General features: G+C 60.2%; 15 protein-coding genes. 9 read left to right on the top strand and 6 right to left on the bottom strand.

What is annotated here, in order from left to right:
• Positions 1 to 97: 97 nt before the first annotated feature.
• Positions 98 to 1171, bottom strand: coding sequence for a hypothetical protein (locus tag NW845_RS07470; protein WP_414377881.1), 1074 nt, complete (start codon positions 1169 to 1171; stop codon positions 98 to 100).
• A gap of 242 nt (positions 1172 to 1413) precedes the next feature.
• Between NW845_RS07470 and NW845_RS07465 the strand changes: the two genes are divergently transcribed.
• Both NW845_RS07465 and NW845_RS07460 read left to right on the top strand, forming a co-directional pair.
• Complete coding sequence (locus NW845_RS07465) at positions 1414 to 2430, top strand: ATP-binding cassette domain-containing protein (protein WP_414377879.1); 1017 nt, start codon at positions 1414 to 1416, stop codon at positions 2428 to 2430.
• Positions 2431 to 2484: 54 nt separating this feature from the next.
• A complete protein-coding gene (locus NW845_RS07460; protein WP_414377876.1) occupies positions 2485 to 3339 on the top strand; it encodes an ABC transporter permease in 855 nt (284 codons plus the stop codon).
• Between the two features lie 23 nt (positions 3340 to 3362).
• Here the strand turns inward: NW845_RS07460 and NW845_RS07455 are convergent, their stop codons facing one another.
• The gene (locus tag NW845_RS07455; protein WP_414377873.1) at positions 3363 to 3578 is read right to left on the bottom strand and encodes a hypothetical protein; all 216 of its coding nucleotides are present in this window, start codon (positions 3576 to 3578) and stop codon (positions 3363 to 3365) included.
• A gap of 118 nt (positions 3579 to 3696) precedes the next feature.
• On the opposite strand from NW845_RS07455, the gene NW845_RS07450 reads away from it, so the two are divergent.
• Positions 3697 to 4341 (top strand): class I SAM-dependent methyltransferase, encoded by a 645-nt coding sequence (locus NW845_RS07450; RefSeq protein ID WP_414370804.1) that lies wholly within the window; start codon positions 3697 to 3699, stop codon positions 4339 to 4341.
• Between the two features lie 91 nt (positions 4342 to 4432).
• On the opposite strand, the gene NW845_RS07445 is transcribed toward NW845_RS07450, so the two are convergent.
• Positions 4433 to 7678: a GAF domain-containing sensor histidine kinase gene (locus tag NW845_RS07445; protein WP_414377872.1), complete on the bottom strand. Its 3246-nt coding sequence runs from the start codon at positions 7676 to 7678 to the stop codon at positions 4433 to 4435.
• A 319-nt stretch (positions 7679 to 7997) separates the two neighbouring features.
• Positions 7998 to 9437, bottom strand: coding sequence for a glutamate--tRNA ligase (gene gltX / locus NW845_RS07440; protein WP_414377869.1), 1440 nt, complete (start codon positions 9435 to 9437; stop codon positions 7998 to 8000).
• Between the two features lie 227 nt (positions 9438 to 9664).
• Here gltX and NW845_RS07435 point away from each other — a divergent pair, with 227 nt between their 5' ends.
• Together NW845_RS07435 and NW845_RS07430 are read left to right on the top strand one after the other, a co-directional pair.
• Positions 9665 to 10015, top strand: a complete 351-nt coding sequence (locus tag NW845_RS07435; RefSeq protein WP_414377866.1) for a hypothetical protein — start codon at positions 9665 to 9667, stop codon at positions 10013 to 10015.
• Between the two features lie 112 nt (positions 10016 to 10127).
• The gene (locus NW845_RS07430) at positions 10128 to 10352 is read left to right on the top strand and encodes a DUF2555 domain-containing protein (protein ID WP_414365193.1); all 225 of its coding nucleotides are present in this window, start codon (positions 10128 to 10130) and stop codon (positions 10350 to 10352) included.
• 26 nt (positions 10353 to 10378) lie between these two features.
• On the opposite strand, the gene NW845_RS07425 is transcribed toward NW845_RS07430, so the two are convergent.
• Positions 10379 to 10846 (bottom strand): hypothetical protein, encoded by a 468-nt coding sequence (locus NW845_RS07425; protein WP_414370809.1) that lies wholly within the window; start codon positions 10844 to 10846, stop codon positions 10379 to 10381.
• Positions 10847 to 10876: 30 nt separating this feature from the next.
• Complete coding sequence (locus tag NW845_RS07420; protein WP_414365191.1) at positions 10877 to 11152, bottom strand: DUF4404 family protein; 276 nt, start codon at positions 11150 to 11152, stop codon at positions 10877 to 10879.
• Positions 11153 to 11350: 198 nt separating this feature from the next.
• Between NW845_RS07420 and NW845_RS07415 the strand changes: the two genes are divergently transcribed.
• The 4 genes from NW845_RS07415 to NW845_RS07400 all read left to right on the top strand — a co-directional run bounded on the left by NW845_RS07415 (position 11351) and on the right by NW845_RS07400 (position 14496).
• A complete protein-coding gene (locus tag NW845_RS07415; RefSeq protein WP_414377863.1) occupies positions 11351 to 11674 on the top strand; it encodes a hypothetical protein in 324 nt (107 codons plus the stop codon).
• A gap of 19 nt (positions 11675 to 11693) precedes the next feature.
• On the top strand, positions 11694 to 12446 hold the full coding sequence (locus tag NW845_RS07410; protein WP_414377860.1) for an SIMPL domain-containing protein: 753 nt from the start codon (positions 11694 to 11696) through the stop codon (positions 12444 to 12446).
• A 332-nt stretch (positions 12447 to 12778) separates the two neighbouring features.
• A complete protein-coding gene (locus tag NW845_RS07405; protein ID WP_414377857.1) occupies positions 12779 to 14011 on the top strand; it encodes a response regulator in 1233 nt (410 codons plus the stop codon).
• 71 nt (positions 14012 to 14082) lie between these two features.
• Complete coding sequence (locus tag NW845_RS07400; protein WP_414377854.1) at positions 14083 to 14496, top strand: hypothetical protein; 414 nt, start codon at positions 14083 to 14085, stop codon at positions 14494 to 14496.
• The last annotated feature ends 68 nt before the right edge of the window (positions 14497 to 14564 follow it).

The raw sequence follows: 14564 nt of genomic DNA, 5'->3' as shown, positions 1-14564 counted from the left end.
TGCTGGCTTCTTGCGTAGACTTTCGCCAACTGGAGAAAACCAGGTCGTATGCTCCAGCTTGCCCCACCTCTCCTTGCCGCAACCAGCAATTTAACTGTTATCTGAAGAAGTCGGAAAATGTATTTCGCAGCTCAGAGAGTTGCTCGTTAAAGCAGGTGAGCTGATCCCCCATGGCGTTCACCATCGTCAGGTCTGCCCGCCCGCTTGCGCCCTCGGATCCCAAAAGGGGAATGCTCATGCGGCTGGGATCGGCAGGATTCTGGGAGACGCGGATAACCGTTCGCTCGCGGTTGAACTGATAGGCTTCGGCTACGTAGCGGATGGGCTCGCTCAAGCTGGGATCCACCGGCAAGTCAGGCGCTGGCAAAAGGTCCACCAGCTCGGTAAAGGTGCCGCTTCGCAGGCCCACCACGGCAGCAGCTCCCAACTGGTTGCAGATGGCAATGAGCACCGGCTCTTGGGGGCTGGCGCTAACGTTGGCCAAGGTAACAGTGACATTGGCCCGCCGGGGTGCTGGGGAGTAGGTAACCTCAAAGACGCGGGCAGGAGCATTCCCCAGTTCGTCGCGGGCGCGGAAGCGAAGCTGCCCCCTGTAGGGCAGGATGGAGGAGAAGTAGAGGCCAAAGCGGTCGCCGGGGCCCCGTCCGGGGATACTGGCCTGCCCAGGGACGTAGGCGAGGACGGCGCGGCTTTGCCAGTTGTTGGGCGGTGCATAGGGCAGCAGGGGGCCACTGGTGAGGCTGGGGGGATCGGGGGGAGGCGCATCCGGCTGGCCATCCCGGTTGAGATCGAGGCCATTGCCCAAAAAGGCCACCGAGCGCTGCAGCAGGAGGGGGCGGTTTTGGTTATCGACCAGAGGAGGTTGCCCTTCTGCCAGCCCTGCATTCTCCACATAGACGTTGAAAGGACGATTCAAGATCTGGTTGTCCCGCTGCCGCCGCAGGTTGAACTGAAGGTAGGGCCCCACCCCGCCTGCTGTCGGGGATCCCCCTGTAATGGCAAAGTCGTCGGCCCGCAAAAAGGCATTTTCCAGCGGGCTAAGCGGGGTTGTTGCCTCGCCGCAGCCGACCAGGCCAAGGGCAAAGGTTACCAAAGTTACAAGGGTTGCGACAGAGGCCCCTTTGGGGAAAGCTGGCAAGGGGGGCCGGCAGGCAAGCTTTGGCTTCAGCATTCCTCTCCTCTCCACAACCGTTGGCGACGGTTTAGCCCAACCGAACTCAATGGCAAGATGGGCAGGGATCCGCCCGCACCTAACCCAATGGCCTGAACCACTATATCCTGAGCCTCGATCTGGATCCCACCATCCCTATGGAGTTGGGAGCCATGGGATCGGCGATAGGGAGGGAGGAATTGAGGGAATCGCTACTCCTTTCTCCTGAGCCGGCTTGATAGCCTAGAGGGAGCGAAAGGTGGATGCCCATGTCAGATACCCCTGCGGTCTTGGTTCAACAACTCCAGAAGCGCTACGGATCCACCGTGGCGGTGGCGGATGTCTCCTTCCAAGTAGAGCCCGGCCAGATCTATGGCCTTCTCGGCCCCAATGGCGCCGGCAAAACCACCACTCTGCACTGCCTGTGCACCCTGCTGCGCCCTGATGCAGGCCGGATCGAGGTGTGCGGGATCCCGGTCAATGAAAATCCCAAGGCGGTACGCGAAAAGCTGGGCTTTGTTGCCCAGGAGGTGGCCTTGGATAAGGTGCTGACGGGGCGAGAATTGTTGCAGTTGCAGGCGGATCTCTACCACCTGCCGCGGCCTCTGGCCCAAGAGCGGATCGCTGCTGTCCTGGAATTGCTGGGGCTGGCCGACCGCGCCGACCAACGCATCGGCACCTACTCCGGCGGCTTGCGCAAACGCCTAGATCTGGCGGCAGGACTGCTCCACCAGCCCCAGGTGTTGGTTTTGGACGAGCCCACAGTGGGCCTAGACATTCCCAGCCGGCAGGCCATCTGGGACTTTCTGCGCCAGCTTAAAAACACCGGGGTTACGGTGGTGCTCAGCAGCCATTACCTGGAGGAGATCGACCTGTTGGCCGACCGGGTGGCCATCATCGACCGCGGCAAGGTGATTGCCGAAGGCACCCCAGAAGAGCTAAAAGCCCGCGTCGGCGGCGAGCGCATCACCCTCAAGCTGCAGGAGTTTGCGCCGCCAGAACTGGCCCAGCGGGGGGCCGAACTGCTGGGATCCCTGCCCTTTGTCCAAAAAGTGGTGATCAACAGCGCCCAGGGCAACGCCCTCAACTTGGTGGTGCGGCGCAATGGGGAGGATCCCCTCAGCCAGATCCGCGCCCAGCTCGAGGCCCACGGTCTGGAGATCTTCAGCAGCACCCAATCCCGTCCCAGCTTGGATGACGTGTATTTGGCGGCAACCGGGCAAACGCTCCTGGATGCGGAGCTGGCTGCCGCCGAAGCCAACCTGGGCAAAAAGAAGTAGTTTTTCCCTGATTCCCGATCCCTACCTCATTCAAAACTTTGCAGGAGCCTTGGTATGACCTCTGCTGCTTCCCCAACCCCATCCAACCCAATTCCTCTATTTACAGCCGACTTTTGGCAGGAGACTTTTGCCCTTACCCGCCGCTTGTTTATCCAACTGCAGCGTCGCCCCACAACCCTGCTGGTCGGCATCATCCAGCCGCTGCTTTGGTTGATTTTGTTCGGGGCCTTGTTCCAGAATGCTCCTGCCGGCATTTTCGGGGCCGGACAAAACTACACCCAGTTTTTGGGGGCAGGCGTGATCGTGTTTACGGCCTTTGGCGGGGCCTTGAATGCCGGCGTGCCGGTGATTTTCGACCGGGAATTTGGATTTTTAAACCGATTGCTGGTGGCTCCCCTCACCTCTCGCTTTTCCATCGTGCTGGCCTCTAGCCTGTTCATCGTCAGCTTGGCGCTGCTGCAGACGGCGGTGATTGTGGGGGCAGACTATGCCCTCGGAGGCGGGATCCCGGACGGGCGGGGCTTGGCGGTGGTGGCCCTGATCGTGGGCCTGTTGGTCTTAGGTTTCACCGCCCTGAGCTTGGGCCTGGCCTTTGCCATGCCGGGGCACCAGCAGTTGCTGGCTTTTATCTTCTTGGTCAATTTACCCCTGATTTTCTCCAGCACCGCTTTGGCTCCCCTCAGCTTTATGCCCACCTGGCTGCGCTGGGTGGCCAGCCTCAACCCACTCACCTTTGCCATCGAGCCCATCCGCCACGTCTATCGCAGCAGCACCTGGAGTTTTGCCGATGTGGTGCTGCAGGCCCCCTGGGGCGATCTCACTCTGGCGGGATCCCTGAGCCTCTTGACGGGGTTTGTGGTGGTGTCGGTTCTGCTGGTACAGGGGGTGCTGCGCAAGAGTTTGGCCTGAGCACTTTGCCCAGGCTGCGCCCCTCAAAGCCACTGGCGGGAGACGGACTTCTCCAGCTCCGCCTGTGCTTGCTGCACCAGGGCTACAGGGCTGTCCTTTGCTGGCGAGAGATGTAGAGGAGGGGTGAGGCTGCGGGCCTGTAGAGCCATGTGGAGCTGGAGTTCGGTTACATAGTCGCGCAGGACAAAGCCAGCGGCAGAAGAGGAGCGAGCTGTCGAAGAAGCGTAAGACGCAGACATCACGGCAAGAGATCCCTCGAAAATTGCCACTGTTGCCCTGCTACGCTATCACGCCCGCCCCCCCGTGAGGGAGTTCCAGAATGTTAGCTTTGATTAAGCTTTGCAAAGGATTTTTGCCATGGCCGTTCTTGAAGATTGGCAGCGCTCCAAGTTGGATCCCAGTGACGATGCCCTCTTTTACAGCCATCCCCGCTTTGTAACCCACGTAGATGCCGGCTTTATCGGCCAGCTCACCGATCTGTACCGTGAGCATTTGCGGCCCCAGACCCGCATTCTCGATCTAATGAGCAGTTGGGTTTCCCACCTGCCGCCGGAGATAGACTTTGCCCATGTGGAAGGGCATGGGATGAATGCTGAGGAACTGGCAGCCAATCCCCGCCTTAACCATTTCTTCGTCCAGAACCTCAACCAAAACCCGCTCCTGCCTTTGCCGGACTGTACTTTTGATGCGGTGCTGAACGCAGTTTCAGTGCAGTACCTGCAGCAGCCGGAAGAGGTGTTTGCCGAGGTATATCGCATCCTCAGGCCCCAGGGCCTTTTCATTGTCAGCTTCTCTAACCGCATGTTTTTCCAGAAGGCAATCCAGGCCTGGCGGGATAGCTCGGAAGCAGAGCGGGTGGAGCTGGTCAAGCGCTATTTTAAGTCGGTGCCGGGGTTCGAGATCGTCGAGGTGATCCAGCGGCCTGCTCCCCTGGGTTGGCTTGCCTTTTTGGCCGGTGGGGATCCCTTCTACGCCGTGGTTGGGCGGCGAACCGAGGCATGAGGCCATCCATCTCGCGTGTGGCGCCCTTAGATTTCTGGACTCCAACCTGCATGCGGCTGCAGCTCCCCGGCCCTGGGAGGCAGGTTGCTCCCTACCGAACAGCGGGGGTGAAGGGATCCCTGGGGCCAACTTCAGAAGGGGGCGGCAAAGGGATCTGCAGCTCCACCACTGTGCCGCTACCCAAGCGGCGGTTGCGCCAGGTGATGGTTGCCCCAATTAACTCGGCTCGGTAGCGCATGTTGAGCAATCCATGGCCGTGGCCAGGTTCCTGATCCACCCCACCGTTGAACTCCGGCATGCCCCGGCCATCGTCGATGATCTTCAGCTCCAGGTGAGTGTAGGGGGCTTTGGGATTGACAGAAGGCTCCTCTGCTCCGCTACCGGCCTGGATCTTGGGCTGAATAGTGATGTCGATGCGCCGTGCCCCTGCGTGTTTGACGATGTTGTTCAGCGCCTCCTGTACGATCCGAAAGATGTTGCTTTGGCAGGCGGGGCTGAGACGGGAGAGCAGGTCATCAGCGCGGTTGTCGAAGCGGGTGAGAAGCGGGTGAGGAGAACGCTGGGCCGCCCGTTCTAGAAGGCTGCGCAGAGCCGGGCCCAGGTTAAAAGCCCGCATGGCCAGCGGCTGCAGATCCTCGACGATCCCCCGCAACTCAGCCATGGTCTCCTGCAGTTGGACGCTCATGGCGCGTAGCTGAGCCTGACCGGCAGGGCTGAGGGTCGGATTGCTGGCGAGCTCCTGAATCTGACGAGACAGAGCTCCCAGATCCGCCAGGGTCTGATCGTGCAGATCGGCGGCCAGGCGACGACTTTCCGCCTCTCGCCCCTCGGTCAGTCCTTGCAAGGCTGCTGCCGTTGCCTCTTGACGGCGAACCTGCTCGTAGAAGGAGGCCCGCTGTAGCGCCACTGCCGCAATGTCCGCCAGCGCTTCCACCAAGTCTCTATCTGCAGGGGAAAATCCGGCGGCTTCGGGGGCAGTATCGGCAGCGGGAGGCTTCCGGCCTACCGTCGCCAGGGGCGGAATGGAGGCGCAGAGCACACCCGCGATCTGGTTGGCATCGGTAACTAGGGGTACACACAGTAGGGAGCGGATACCCTTCTGCAACAGCGTCTGGCGGGTGGGAGGAGGCAGCGGAAAGGTTTGAACATCGGGGATCAGCAGCGTGTCCAGATGGGTGTAGCAATTTACCCCGATGAGCTGGCTCAGCTCAGGGGGCAACGTCTGCCCCACCTGGCAGGGGATCCCCGGCTGACGGCGGTATTCCTGAAGAATGGCGAGGGGTTCTGAGGGTGGAGCGGCTGCAAGCTGTTGAGCGCTCGGCCCATAGCCGCTCCGCGGCGCCACCAAAGTACAGTGATCGACCTGCAAAGCTTCCGCCATGCCCTCCAGAGCAATCTCTACCACTTGGTGGGGATCATAGGTGCCGCTGAGGCGCTGGGCAACCTGGCGCAACAGGCTTTCCCGCTGGGCCGAGATGCGGGTTTGCTCGTAAAGTTGCGCTTGTTTGAGGGCGATCCCTGCCTGCTCAGCCACGGCTTCCGCCAACTCCAGATCCTCTGGCTGCCAGGGGGAAGGAGCCAGGGATCCGCCGCGAGGGTAGCGCAGCAGAGCAATCCCCCCCAACACTTCCTGTTGTCGCTGCGGATGGTCAGAGGCAAACAAAGGCACCCACAACAACCCGCTTCCCTGCCGCTGCGGCTTCAGGTTGTCCCAAGACTGGAGGTTCTGCGGCTCCGGCACCACCACCGGCTCCTTCAAGGTGGTCAACAGGCTGGCTGCCAAGCGCAACTTGGCCTGAACCGTTTCCGACAATTCCAGCGGGATCCCCGGCTCCGCCCAGGGCTGCTGGAGGGATCCCGTCAGCGGGGCATCCAGCAGGGGCTCCGTCCCGCTTACGCGCACGGCAGGGGTGAGCTCCGGTGCATAGATGCCCACAGGATGCAGCAGCTCCTGTTCCGGCTGCCAAAGGGCCAAGATACACACATCCGCCTGAAAAGCTGCACCAATCTGCTGGGTAATCGCGTGGAAGAGAGTGGTGGGCTCCAGGCTGGAGCGAATTGCCGCTGTGATCGAGTGCAACAGCGCCAGCCGTTCCGCCTGCCGATGGGCCCGCTCAAACAGGCTGGAACGAGTTAGGGCAATCGCCAGTTGGTAGGCCACCGAGCGCAACAGGTCAATCTCCTCCGGCTGCCAGGGGTGCGGTGTAGTTAGGTATACCCCCAGCAGCCCGATCATCCCCCCTGGCGCAGCAGCCAGGTCGGATCGGCCCGTCTGCGGATCCCTGCCGCCGGCCTCCCCCAGCCCTGCTCCCGCTGAGCCCACCGATTGCAACGGGATCAGCACCGCCGAGCGAGCCTGTAGCGCATGGAAAGCGGCCAGCCCTTGCGGCGGCAACAGATGTTCCTGATCCGGCAGCAAAGGCAGGGCTATTTGCACCACCTGTCCCTCCTGTAACCGCTCGCACAGCGAGCCAAAATCTTGGGTTCGGTAAACCTGCCCCAGTGACGGGGCCAGCCCAGGGCTTAGGGCCTCGTGGGTAACCTGAACCGTCTCCTGAGCCGGGTTGATACTGTAAAAACAGCAGCGGCTCAGCCCCTTCACCCCTTTCGATAGAAAAGCGTGCTGCAGCTCCCCAAGCGCAGTGCTGACGATTTGATCCCACTGCAGAAAGCGGTGAACGGTGCTGGTGATGCGGTTGAGCAACGCCTCCCGCACCGCCTGTCGGCGGCTGCGCTCCAGCAGCTTGGCGTTGATAATGGCGCTGGCCGTATAGGAACAAAGAAACTTCACTACTTCTATAAAGCTGGCCTCCAAGGGTGTCCAGCTCAGCAGAGCCAAAGCGCCCAGCCGCTCCTCCCCCCGGTTAATCGGGTAGGCGACAAAGCCCCGCAGGCCATTAGCCTTCACCCATTCCGGGGCAGGCATCCAGACCTCTTGATCCGGGTTGTTGCTCAAGAGGGGCAATCCTTGCTGAACCACACGCCCCATAGGGCTGTCATCCGGGTAGATTCGCTCAATTTGGGCGTGAGCAGGGCTGAGCAGGCCAGCATGGGCCACCGATCGAAAGCAACCCTCTTGCAGGTCGAAAAACCAGAGGCGAGCGGAGGCCACGCCCAGGCGGCTCACCATCTGCTGCACTAGGGTTTGAGCCAACTTGAGCAGGCCCTGCTCCCACACCTCCGGCTCTACTGCTTCTGAAGACTCTTGCGAAGAGAGCAGCACCAGTTCCTGAACAATTTGGTTGGCAGCCTGAAGCTGGATCAACAAAGTCGAATCCGGATCGACACAGCCGGGTAGCTTGGTAGCCCCGTACTCAGCGCTCCGCGCCGCTAGCACGAGGAGTACGGTGCGGAAAAGCCCGTTCGCGTTAGCGGGACGTAGTCCTTGAGCAACTTGAGTCGCTCGCCAATGTTATAGCTCTATCCTAAGCAAGCACCCACCCCGGTGAAAGACCCGGACAGTGCTGTCAGTCAACAAGTAAGCGGAACCTTGAGACTGGGTTCCAAGGAGCCGTCTAGGGGCGTCTCGACAGCGCCTTTGCGAGTCTGTCTGGGGACTGCGCAAGAGTTCCCCGACTAAAGTCGGGGGAGTGTCAAAAGCCTGCAAAGGCATAGCAGCAAGCAATAGAAAAAAAGTAGACTCCAACAGCCTGAGGTCAGGCAACCAATCGCTGCACCGCCTCCAGCCGCCCCAAAGCCCAACCCCGCCGCTGCAGCAGCGCAAAAGAGGCCATCAAATCCGGCCCCTGCAGCTCCCCTGTCAGGGCGGCCCGCAAGCTCTTTAGCAGCAGGCCCTTTTTCATCCCCTGGCTTTTGGCCACCTCTTCCACCAGCAGTTTTAAGCTGTCCGCAGAAACTGGCTGGGGCAGCTCAGCAGCAGCCAACGTGGCAGCCATGGCAGCCATCGCTTCTGCCACCCCCGGCAGGCGCAACTGTTCCAGAGCTGGCAACGAGTAGCTAAGGGGCTCTTGAAACAAAAAACGGCTGAGGGGAGGAGCCTCCGTCAGGCGGTCGATGCCCTCGGCGATTAGGCGGGCCACATCTTCCAGCCAAGTGGGATCCGGCACCGCTCCCAGGTCAAACCCCGCCGCCTGCCAAAAGGGGGTAAGTCGCTCCACCAATTCTGCCGGGGAGAGCTGCTTGATGTACTGGCTGTTGATCCAGTTGAGCTTGTCCCAATCAAAACGAGCGGCAGCCCGGTTGACCCGGTCGAAGTCAAACATCGTAGCTGCCTTTTCCAACGAGAAAATCTCCTCCCCATCGGGGGGGGACCAACTCAACAAAGCCAGGTAATTGTTGAGGGCTTCCGGCAAGAAGCCCATCTGCTGAAACTCGGTTACCGAGGTTGCCCCATCCCGCTTGGAGAGCTTCTTCCCTTCTGGATTCAGGATCAGGGGAGAATGGGCAAATTGCGGCGGCTCGTGGCCCAGGGCGCGGTAGAGCAAGATCTGCTTGGGGGTGTTGCCGATGTGGTCTTCGCCACGGATGACGTGGGTGATGCCCATGTCGATGTCGTCGACCACCACTGCCAAGTTGTAGAGAGGGTAGCCATCCGCCCGGGCGATCACCATGTCCCCCCCCAAATCTTGGGTGTTCCAGGTGATGGGGCCGCGGATGAGATCCACCCACGACACCTCCATCGGCTCCTCGATCTTGAAGCGGATCACCGGCTGCCGCCCCTCGGCCTCGTAGGCCCGTCGCTGTTCCTCGGTGAGAAAACGGTGGCGGTTGTCGTAGCGGGGGGCTTTGCCGGCGGCCTTCTGGGCGGCGCGCATTGCTTCCAGCTCCGCCTCGCTGACATAGCAGCGGTAGGCCAGCCCCTGGTCCAAAAGCTGCTGCACCACCGCTTGGTAGCGCGCAATGCGGTTGGATTGGTAGATGGGCCCCTCATCCCAATCCAGTCCCAGCCAGGCTAGCCCTGCCAAGATGTTGCGGGTGTAGCGGGGGGAAGAGCGCTCGCGGTCGGTGTCTTCAATGCGCAAAATGAACTGGCCACCGTGGCGGCGAGCATAGAGCCAGTTAAACACTGCCGTCCGGGCGGTGCCAATGTGCAAATTTCCGGTTGGGCTGGGGGCAAGGCGAACGCGAACACTCACAGGCTTATGGATCCCAAGCAGAGCATCTTGATCCTAGTCGGCAAGGGGATCCCTTGTCATGTTGGGGGCTGCAACCGTTGCCAACCGAGGTCTTTCGGGTAGAATCCGCCTTAGCTGCTGGTCAAGAGGTAGGCTCCTTGGGGGTCAAGGTTGGTGGGCAACGCCCAGATTCTGCTTTCTCCGGTGTTGAGGAACAAACCACTGTAGCGTAGGAGGAACTACAGCACATGCGTCTAACCCTGGCAATTGTTCTGGGCTGTCTAGCCGGCGGGATCCCGGTTGGATCGGCTTTTGCCCAAATCACCTATCCCTCCTATCCGGTGGGGGAAGCCCTAGATCAAATCTTGCTGGATACGGGCAAGGAGGCCGACCCAGTCATTTTCCCTGAGGAAGTGGTGCGCTCCCAGGCCCGGCGAACCACTGCCTTCTTCACCACTTTGCTGAACCAGCGCACCAACATCCCCCCCTTGCGCTCGCTGGATTTGCCCAGCCCTTATCAAGCTTCGGTTCGCACCCAGGCTGGCTATTACCGCGTGACTCAGACAGAGCCTGTTTTGGACTCTGAACTCCTCCGCTAGGCAAGGCAGATGCCCAGCCTGCATTGTGTAGAACCTCTACAAATTCGCGTTTTCGGCCAGGGGGCGTCGGGCCGAGAGGCTAAGATCGGCTTGTAGCGTGTTCAGGCTACCTATGTCTGCCCGATCCAAAGTAGAGGCCCTCCCCAAGGGCAGGGATCCCCGCCAATTCACTGCAGCCGATGTGGCGGCCATTGCAGAGCGGCTGGAGCGCAACGAGTACCCTAACGTCTTCGACTGCCTGGAAGATTGGCACACGCTGCAGGCTATTGCTTTTTACTCTCCGGAGCTGGTGGCTCCCTACGCCCACTTGTTGGAGTGGGAAGTGGATGAGGACTAGATTGGCTCAGAAAGAATCCCCCCTCCTCAAGTAGAAGGGGGAGAGGAACTTCCATCTAACCCTTGTCTGCGAATAAGATAGCGCACTTCTTCGAGGAGAACGTTAAACCTCTGGTCATTCTCGATCTGACGCTGGTTGATGGCCTGGATGGCGCGTTCGTGCTCTTGTTGCAATGCAGTAAGAGTGATGAGAGCTTGAGTTACTTCCTCAGCCCATTCAGCCAAGTGTGCTAAATCTGAGCGGGTCTCGCGGACAACTTCCTGTAAGTCTCTCAAACCTTGCGCCTGGGCCATATTTTGCTCGTGGCTTTCTCGGATGGCCTGGCGCAACTGCTCGATTTCCCGACTGCGAGCAGCGTTTTGCTCGCTCAGCTCGGCGTGGCTTTCTCGGATGGCCTGGCGTAGCTCTTGGATCTCGCGGCTGTTGGCCGCAATCTGCTCGGCTGCCTGGGCTAGGAGTTGTTCTGCTCGATCTAAGCGGTCTTGGCTGTTCATTCTGAAACCCTCGGATACCCACTGGGGGAACTACAGACCCATCCCTGCCAGTGTGTCGATCACTTGCTCCAGGATCAGGGTGAGGTTGGGGTGGGAGGTTTCAAACAGGGCCAGCGCTTCCCCAATGCGAGCTTTCCGCCCTTGGTTTCGTGAGCTCTCGGTTGGGGATCCCAGCTCGGCCAGCACCGCCTCTACCTCCTGGCGAATGGTGGCGATGTGCTGCCGCTGCTTTTCATCCAAGCCAGGGGTTTTTTGCAACTCAACATCCAGGTCGTGCAGCAGTTGTCGCAGTTTCGATGCAGCCATTCTCAAAAAGACCTTATTAATTCACTCAATCAACAAATCGAGTTTTGACCACGCTGACTCAATCATACGTCCTGTGGGCAGGAGCGGAGATCGCTCTTTTGGAAGCGGCTAAGGCCGCAAAGGTTAACTTTTGCAGCCGGGGATCCCAGCCTCGGAGCAACTCCCATACGATGGGCAATAGCCTTGCTGTCTATCTCTATGTCTAAGCTGGCATTGGCCCTGCTGGGGGCAGTGGTTGCCGTTGCCCTGTTCCTGGGAATTTTTGTCTGGGAACAAAGACGCAGCCAGGAGCTGCTGCAGCGGTGGGCGGCAAAGCATGTCTACTCCATTCTGAGCCAGGAGGCGCGGTATTGGCGGCTGGGGCCTTTTTCCGGCAGCACTTCCAAGTATCAACGCGTGTTTTATGTGCGGATACGCAATCCGGGGGGGGCAAGAACGCAGCGGCTGGGTGAGGTTAGGGAACTGGTGGCTGGGGCTTTTGTCAGATCAGGTGGAGGAACGGTGGGAGTAGGCTGGGGTTAACGACTGAAAGGGGGAAGTAATGGACAGGCTCAAGGGGTGGAAAAGGCTGAAGGGGGTGGCCTGGCTGGGCGTGGTACTGGCGCTGGCACTGTTGGGTTGGAACGCAATCGCTGGAGGCGGGGCAATGGCCAGTCCCGGTGAGGGATCCCGAACCTTGACGGTAACCGGCCAGGGATCTGTTGCGGTGGAAACCTCCATTGCCGTAATCCGGCTGGGGGTGGTGCTCCAAGGGGAGACAGCCCAAGCGGTACAGCAGCAGGTGGCCGAGCGCTCGGAGCGGCTGGTGAACCGCCTCAAAGAGCTGCAGGTGAGCGCCCTGCAGACCACCGGCATTTCTCTCTATCCCCAATACGACTACCAGCAGAGCCCACCCCGCCTGACCGGGGTACAGGGGCAAAACAGCCTGCAATTTGAAGTACCCATAGCCCGAGCCGGACAGGTGCTGGATGAAGCCGTGGCCGCCGGAGCTACCCAGGTGGAATCGGTCAGCTTCCGAGCGGATGAGGCCACATTGCTGCAGGCGCGCAGCCGTGCCCTGACCCAGGCCGTGGAAGATGCCCAACGTCAAGCCAGCGATGTGTTGAGGGCCTTGAACCTGAGCATTCGTTCTGTGGAGGGCATCCAAATTCACAGCGAGGGCTCCATCGCGCCGCCAGTTCCTCTAGCAGGCATGGGTGGAGCGGAGCATGCTCGCCTACAGGCAGCCTCCACACCGGTGGAAGGAGGACAACAAGCCGTGCGCGCCCAAGTCACGCTTGAGATTCGTTTCTAGGTTCCTGGGGTGGCCATGAAGTCACGGCGAACCCTGCCTTCCCTCTCCCTGGGGCAGAGGAGGATTCCCCCTGGGGGCGTGAGGAGCAGTAGCGGGGAACGCCCAGAAGCATCTTCCTCGCGTTTAGAATGACTGCGAAACTTCAAAAATCTCAAAAAAATAACCCGGCAAAGTTAGGTAGTGGCTGCCAATCCCTACGTCTAGAATAACGATGGAAAACACGGGAAAGTTTGCTTTCCCGGATTTCCTTGTTATCTGGCTTTGGCTTACCCGTGGATCCCAATTTGGAGAACGCTGCTGCCACTGGTACGTCTGAAGGCCCTCAGGCGGGCTTGGGCGCTAGCAAAGGCGGAGCCAGCAGCTTGCGGGCCCATGTGCTGATCGTGGATGACAGTTACATGGTGGCAGAGATGTTGTCCAACTTTTTGGGTAAGCAGGGCTGTAGTATTTCTTATGCTTTGGATGGCTTGTCTGCCCTGGAGCAAATCCGCCGCCGGATCCCAGATCTCATCATCGCCGACTGGGTCATGCCCAATCTAAATGGCCTGGATCTATGCCGGCAGCTACGGCAATCACCCGAATATGCTTGGGTGTACTACATCCTCATGACCGCCCGCGAGGGCAACGACAGCATGGAGCGGGCGTTAGAAGCCGGAGCTGATGAGTTCCTCTCCAAGCCCTTTCAGGCGGCAGAGCTGCTGACGCGGGTGCGGGCAGGGCTGCGCATTGTAGAGAGCCGCCGCCAGCAATATCTGCTCCAGACTGGACAAAAACAAGTCTCATCTCCTTCTGGCTCGGTTGCTTTGGGCAATCGGCAGGATTTGGTTACTCGCTTGCCGTTGCGGGTGGCCCAAGCCCGTGCCCAATCAGATCCCCTCAGTTTGTTTGTGCTGCGCTTGGCCAACCTCAGTGCTCTGGGGCAAGGCCTAGAGGCCGGCGGTCGGGCTGCTCTTCTCAAGCTGTTTACGGATCGCTTGGCCCACAACTTGCGAGAGGGGGATGACCTCTTTTGCTACGACGAGGGGCAGTTTATTGTGGTGCTGCCGGGGAGCACTCTGGCTGCTGCCCAGATTGCCGCCGAGCGCTGCTGCCAGCGGTTGATCCAGGATCCCTTTGTGGTGAATGGGCGAGCGCTGCCGGTGCAGCTTCAATTTGGGGCGGCCACCCTCACAGATAAGGACGATCCCAAGGGGGTGGCCCTGGTGCGACGGGCTGCCCAAGCCCTGCGAGACAGCAAAAATGTCCACACTTCGGTGGTGACTGCACCCCATCCCATCCCGGTTTCCGATTGCAGTAGCGGGACGGCGTCCTCAGAGCTGCTGAAGCGTTTGCAACATCTAGAAAAAGAGAATGCCGAGCTACGCCAAGAGCTGGAAACTCGCCTCAGGCAGCTCGAGGAGTTGCGGCAACACAACCAGGATCTCAGCCAAGGGGTGCGGGAGCCTAGGGCTGAGCGGTTTAAAGCTGAATCCCCCTCTCAGCAGCCCTTGGGGATCCGCCGGCGGAAACCGCGGCGGCGTCTGAAGCGTCAACTGGGCCGCGGAGGATGGCGACTGCGCCGGTAAGTCCAATCCCCAGAACCCGGCGGTGGGCTGGCCGCAGCAGAATAGGCAGGTGGGAGGTGGGAAGAACAGCCATGTTCAATTCTAGTCGGAGCCAATCCGCCATCTGGAAGCCAGCAAGAAGGTGGTTTCTCAACAACATCGAGCTGATCCTGACGGCGGTGGGGATAGGCGTAATCCTACTCAGCGGCTGGGTGGCCAGCCGCAGCGCTCTTTCCGTGGCGACGGCAACGGCGATCAGCGCCACCGTGGTGGGAGTTATCCACGGCATTCTGTTCTGGCTGTTACGGCGGCGGCAACGCCGGGTGCGGCAGGAGGCGATCGGGCAAATTCGGGAAATGCTGGAGGATCTGGGCAAAAACCGGTTGCAAACCATCAAGATGAGCCTGTACCTGGTGCAGGTGCGCCAGCCAGATCAAGAAGAGCGCACCCGCCAAAGCTTTGACCGCGTCTACCAGATCCTGGGCGAGATGAGCAGTTTAACGTAAGGTGCGGAATTCCCCACCGTCTATACGGTGGGGAGGGATAGCACCCTCTGACTGATTCTGGATGTATT

It is taken from the genome of Synechococcus sp. H60.2 (assembly GCF_047462315.1).
In the GTDB taxonomy this organism is placed as follows: Bacteria; Cyanobacteriota; Cyanobacteriia; order Thermostichales; family Thermostichaceae; genus Thermostichus.
This window is presented reverse-complemented; position numbering and strand designations above follow the sequence as displayed.

Bases quoted from the DNA above. Each gene is read 5' to 3' on its own strand.
- NW845_RS07435 (WP_414377866.1), top strand. From the start codon at position 9,665: ATGCGTCTAACCCTGGCAATTGTTCTGGGCTGTCTAGCCGGCGGGATC.
- NW845_RS07410 (WP_414377860.1), top strand. From the start codon at position 11,694: ATGGACAGGCTCAAGGGGTGGAAAAGGCTGAAGGGGGTGGCCTGGCTG.
- NW845_RS07420 (WP_414365191.1), bottom strand. From the start codon at position 11,152: ATGGCTGCATCGAAACTGCGACAACTGCTGCACGACCTGGATGTTGAG.
- NW845_RS07425 (WP_414370809.1), bottom strand. From the start codon at position 10,846: ATGAACAGCCAAGACCGCTTAGATCGAGCAGAACAACTCCTAGCCCAG.
- NW845_RS07430 (WP_414365193.1), top strand. From the start codon at position 10,128: ATGTCTGCCCGATCCAAAGTAGAGGCCCTCCCCAAGGGCAGGGATCCC.
- NW845_RS07465 (WP_414377879.1), top strand. From the start codon at position 1,414: ATGCCCATGTCAGATACCCCTGCGGTCTTGGTTCAACAACTCCAGAAG.
- NW845_RS07460 (WP_414377876.1), top strand. From the start codon at position 2,485: ATGACCTCTGCTGCTTCCCCAACCCCATCCAACCCAATTCCTCTATTT.
- NW845_RS07455 (WP_414377873.1), bottom strand. From the start codon at position 3,578: ATGTCTGCGTCTTACGCTTCTTCGACAGCTCGCTCCTCTTCTGCCGCT.
- NW845_RS07450 (WP_414370804.1), top strand. From the start codon at position 3,697: ATGGCCGTTCTTGAAGATTGGCAGCGCTCCAAGTTGGATCCCAGTGAC.
- NW845_RS07415 (WP_414377863.1), top strand. From the start codon at position 11,351: ATGTCTAAGCTGGCATTGGCCCTGCTGGGGGCAGTGGTTGCCGTTGCC.
- NW845_RS07400 (WP_414377854.1), top strand. From the start codon at position 14,083: ATGTTCAATTCTAGTCGGAGCCAATCCGCCATCTGGAAGCCAGCAAGA.
- NW845_RS07470 (WP_414377881.1), bottom strand. From the start codon at position 1,171: ATGCTGAAGCCAAAGCTTGCCTGCCGGCCCCCCTTGCCAGCTTTCCCC.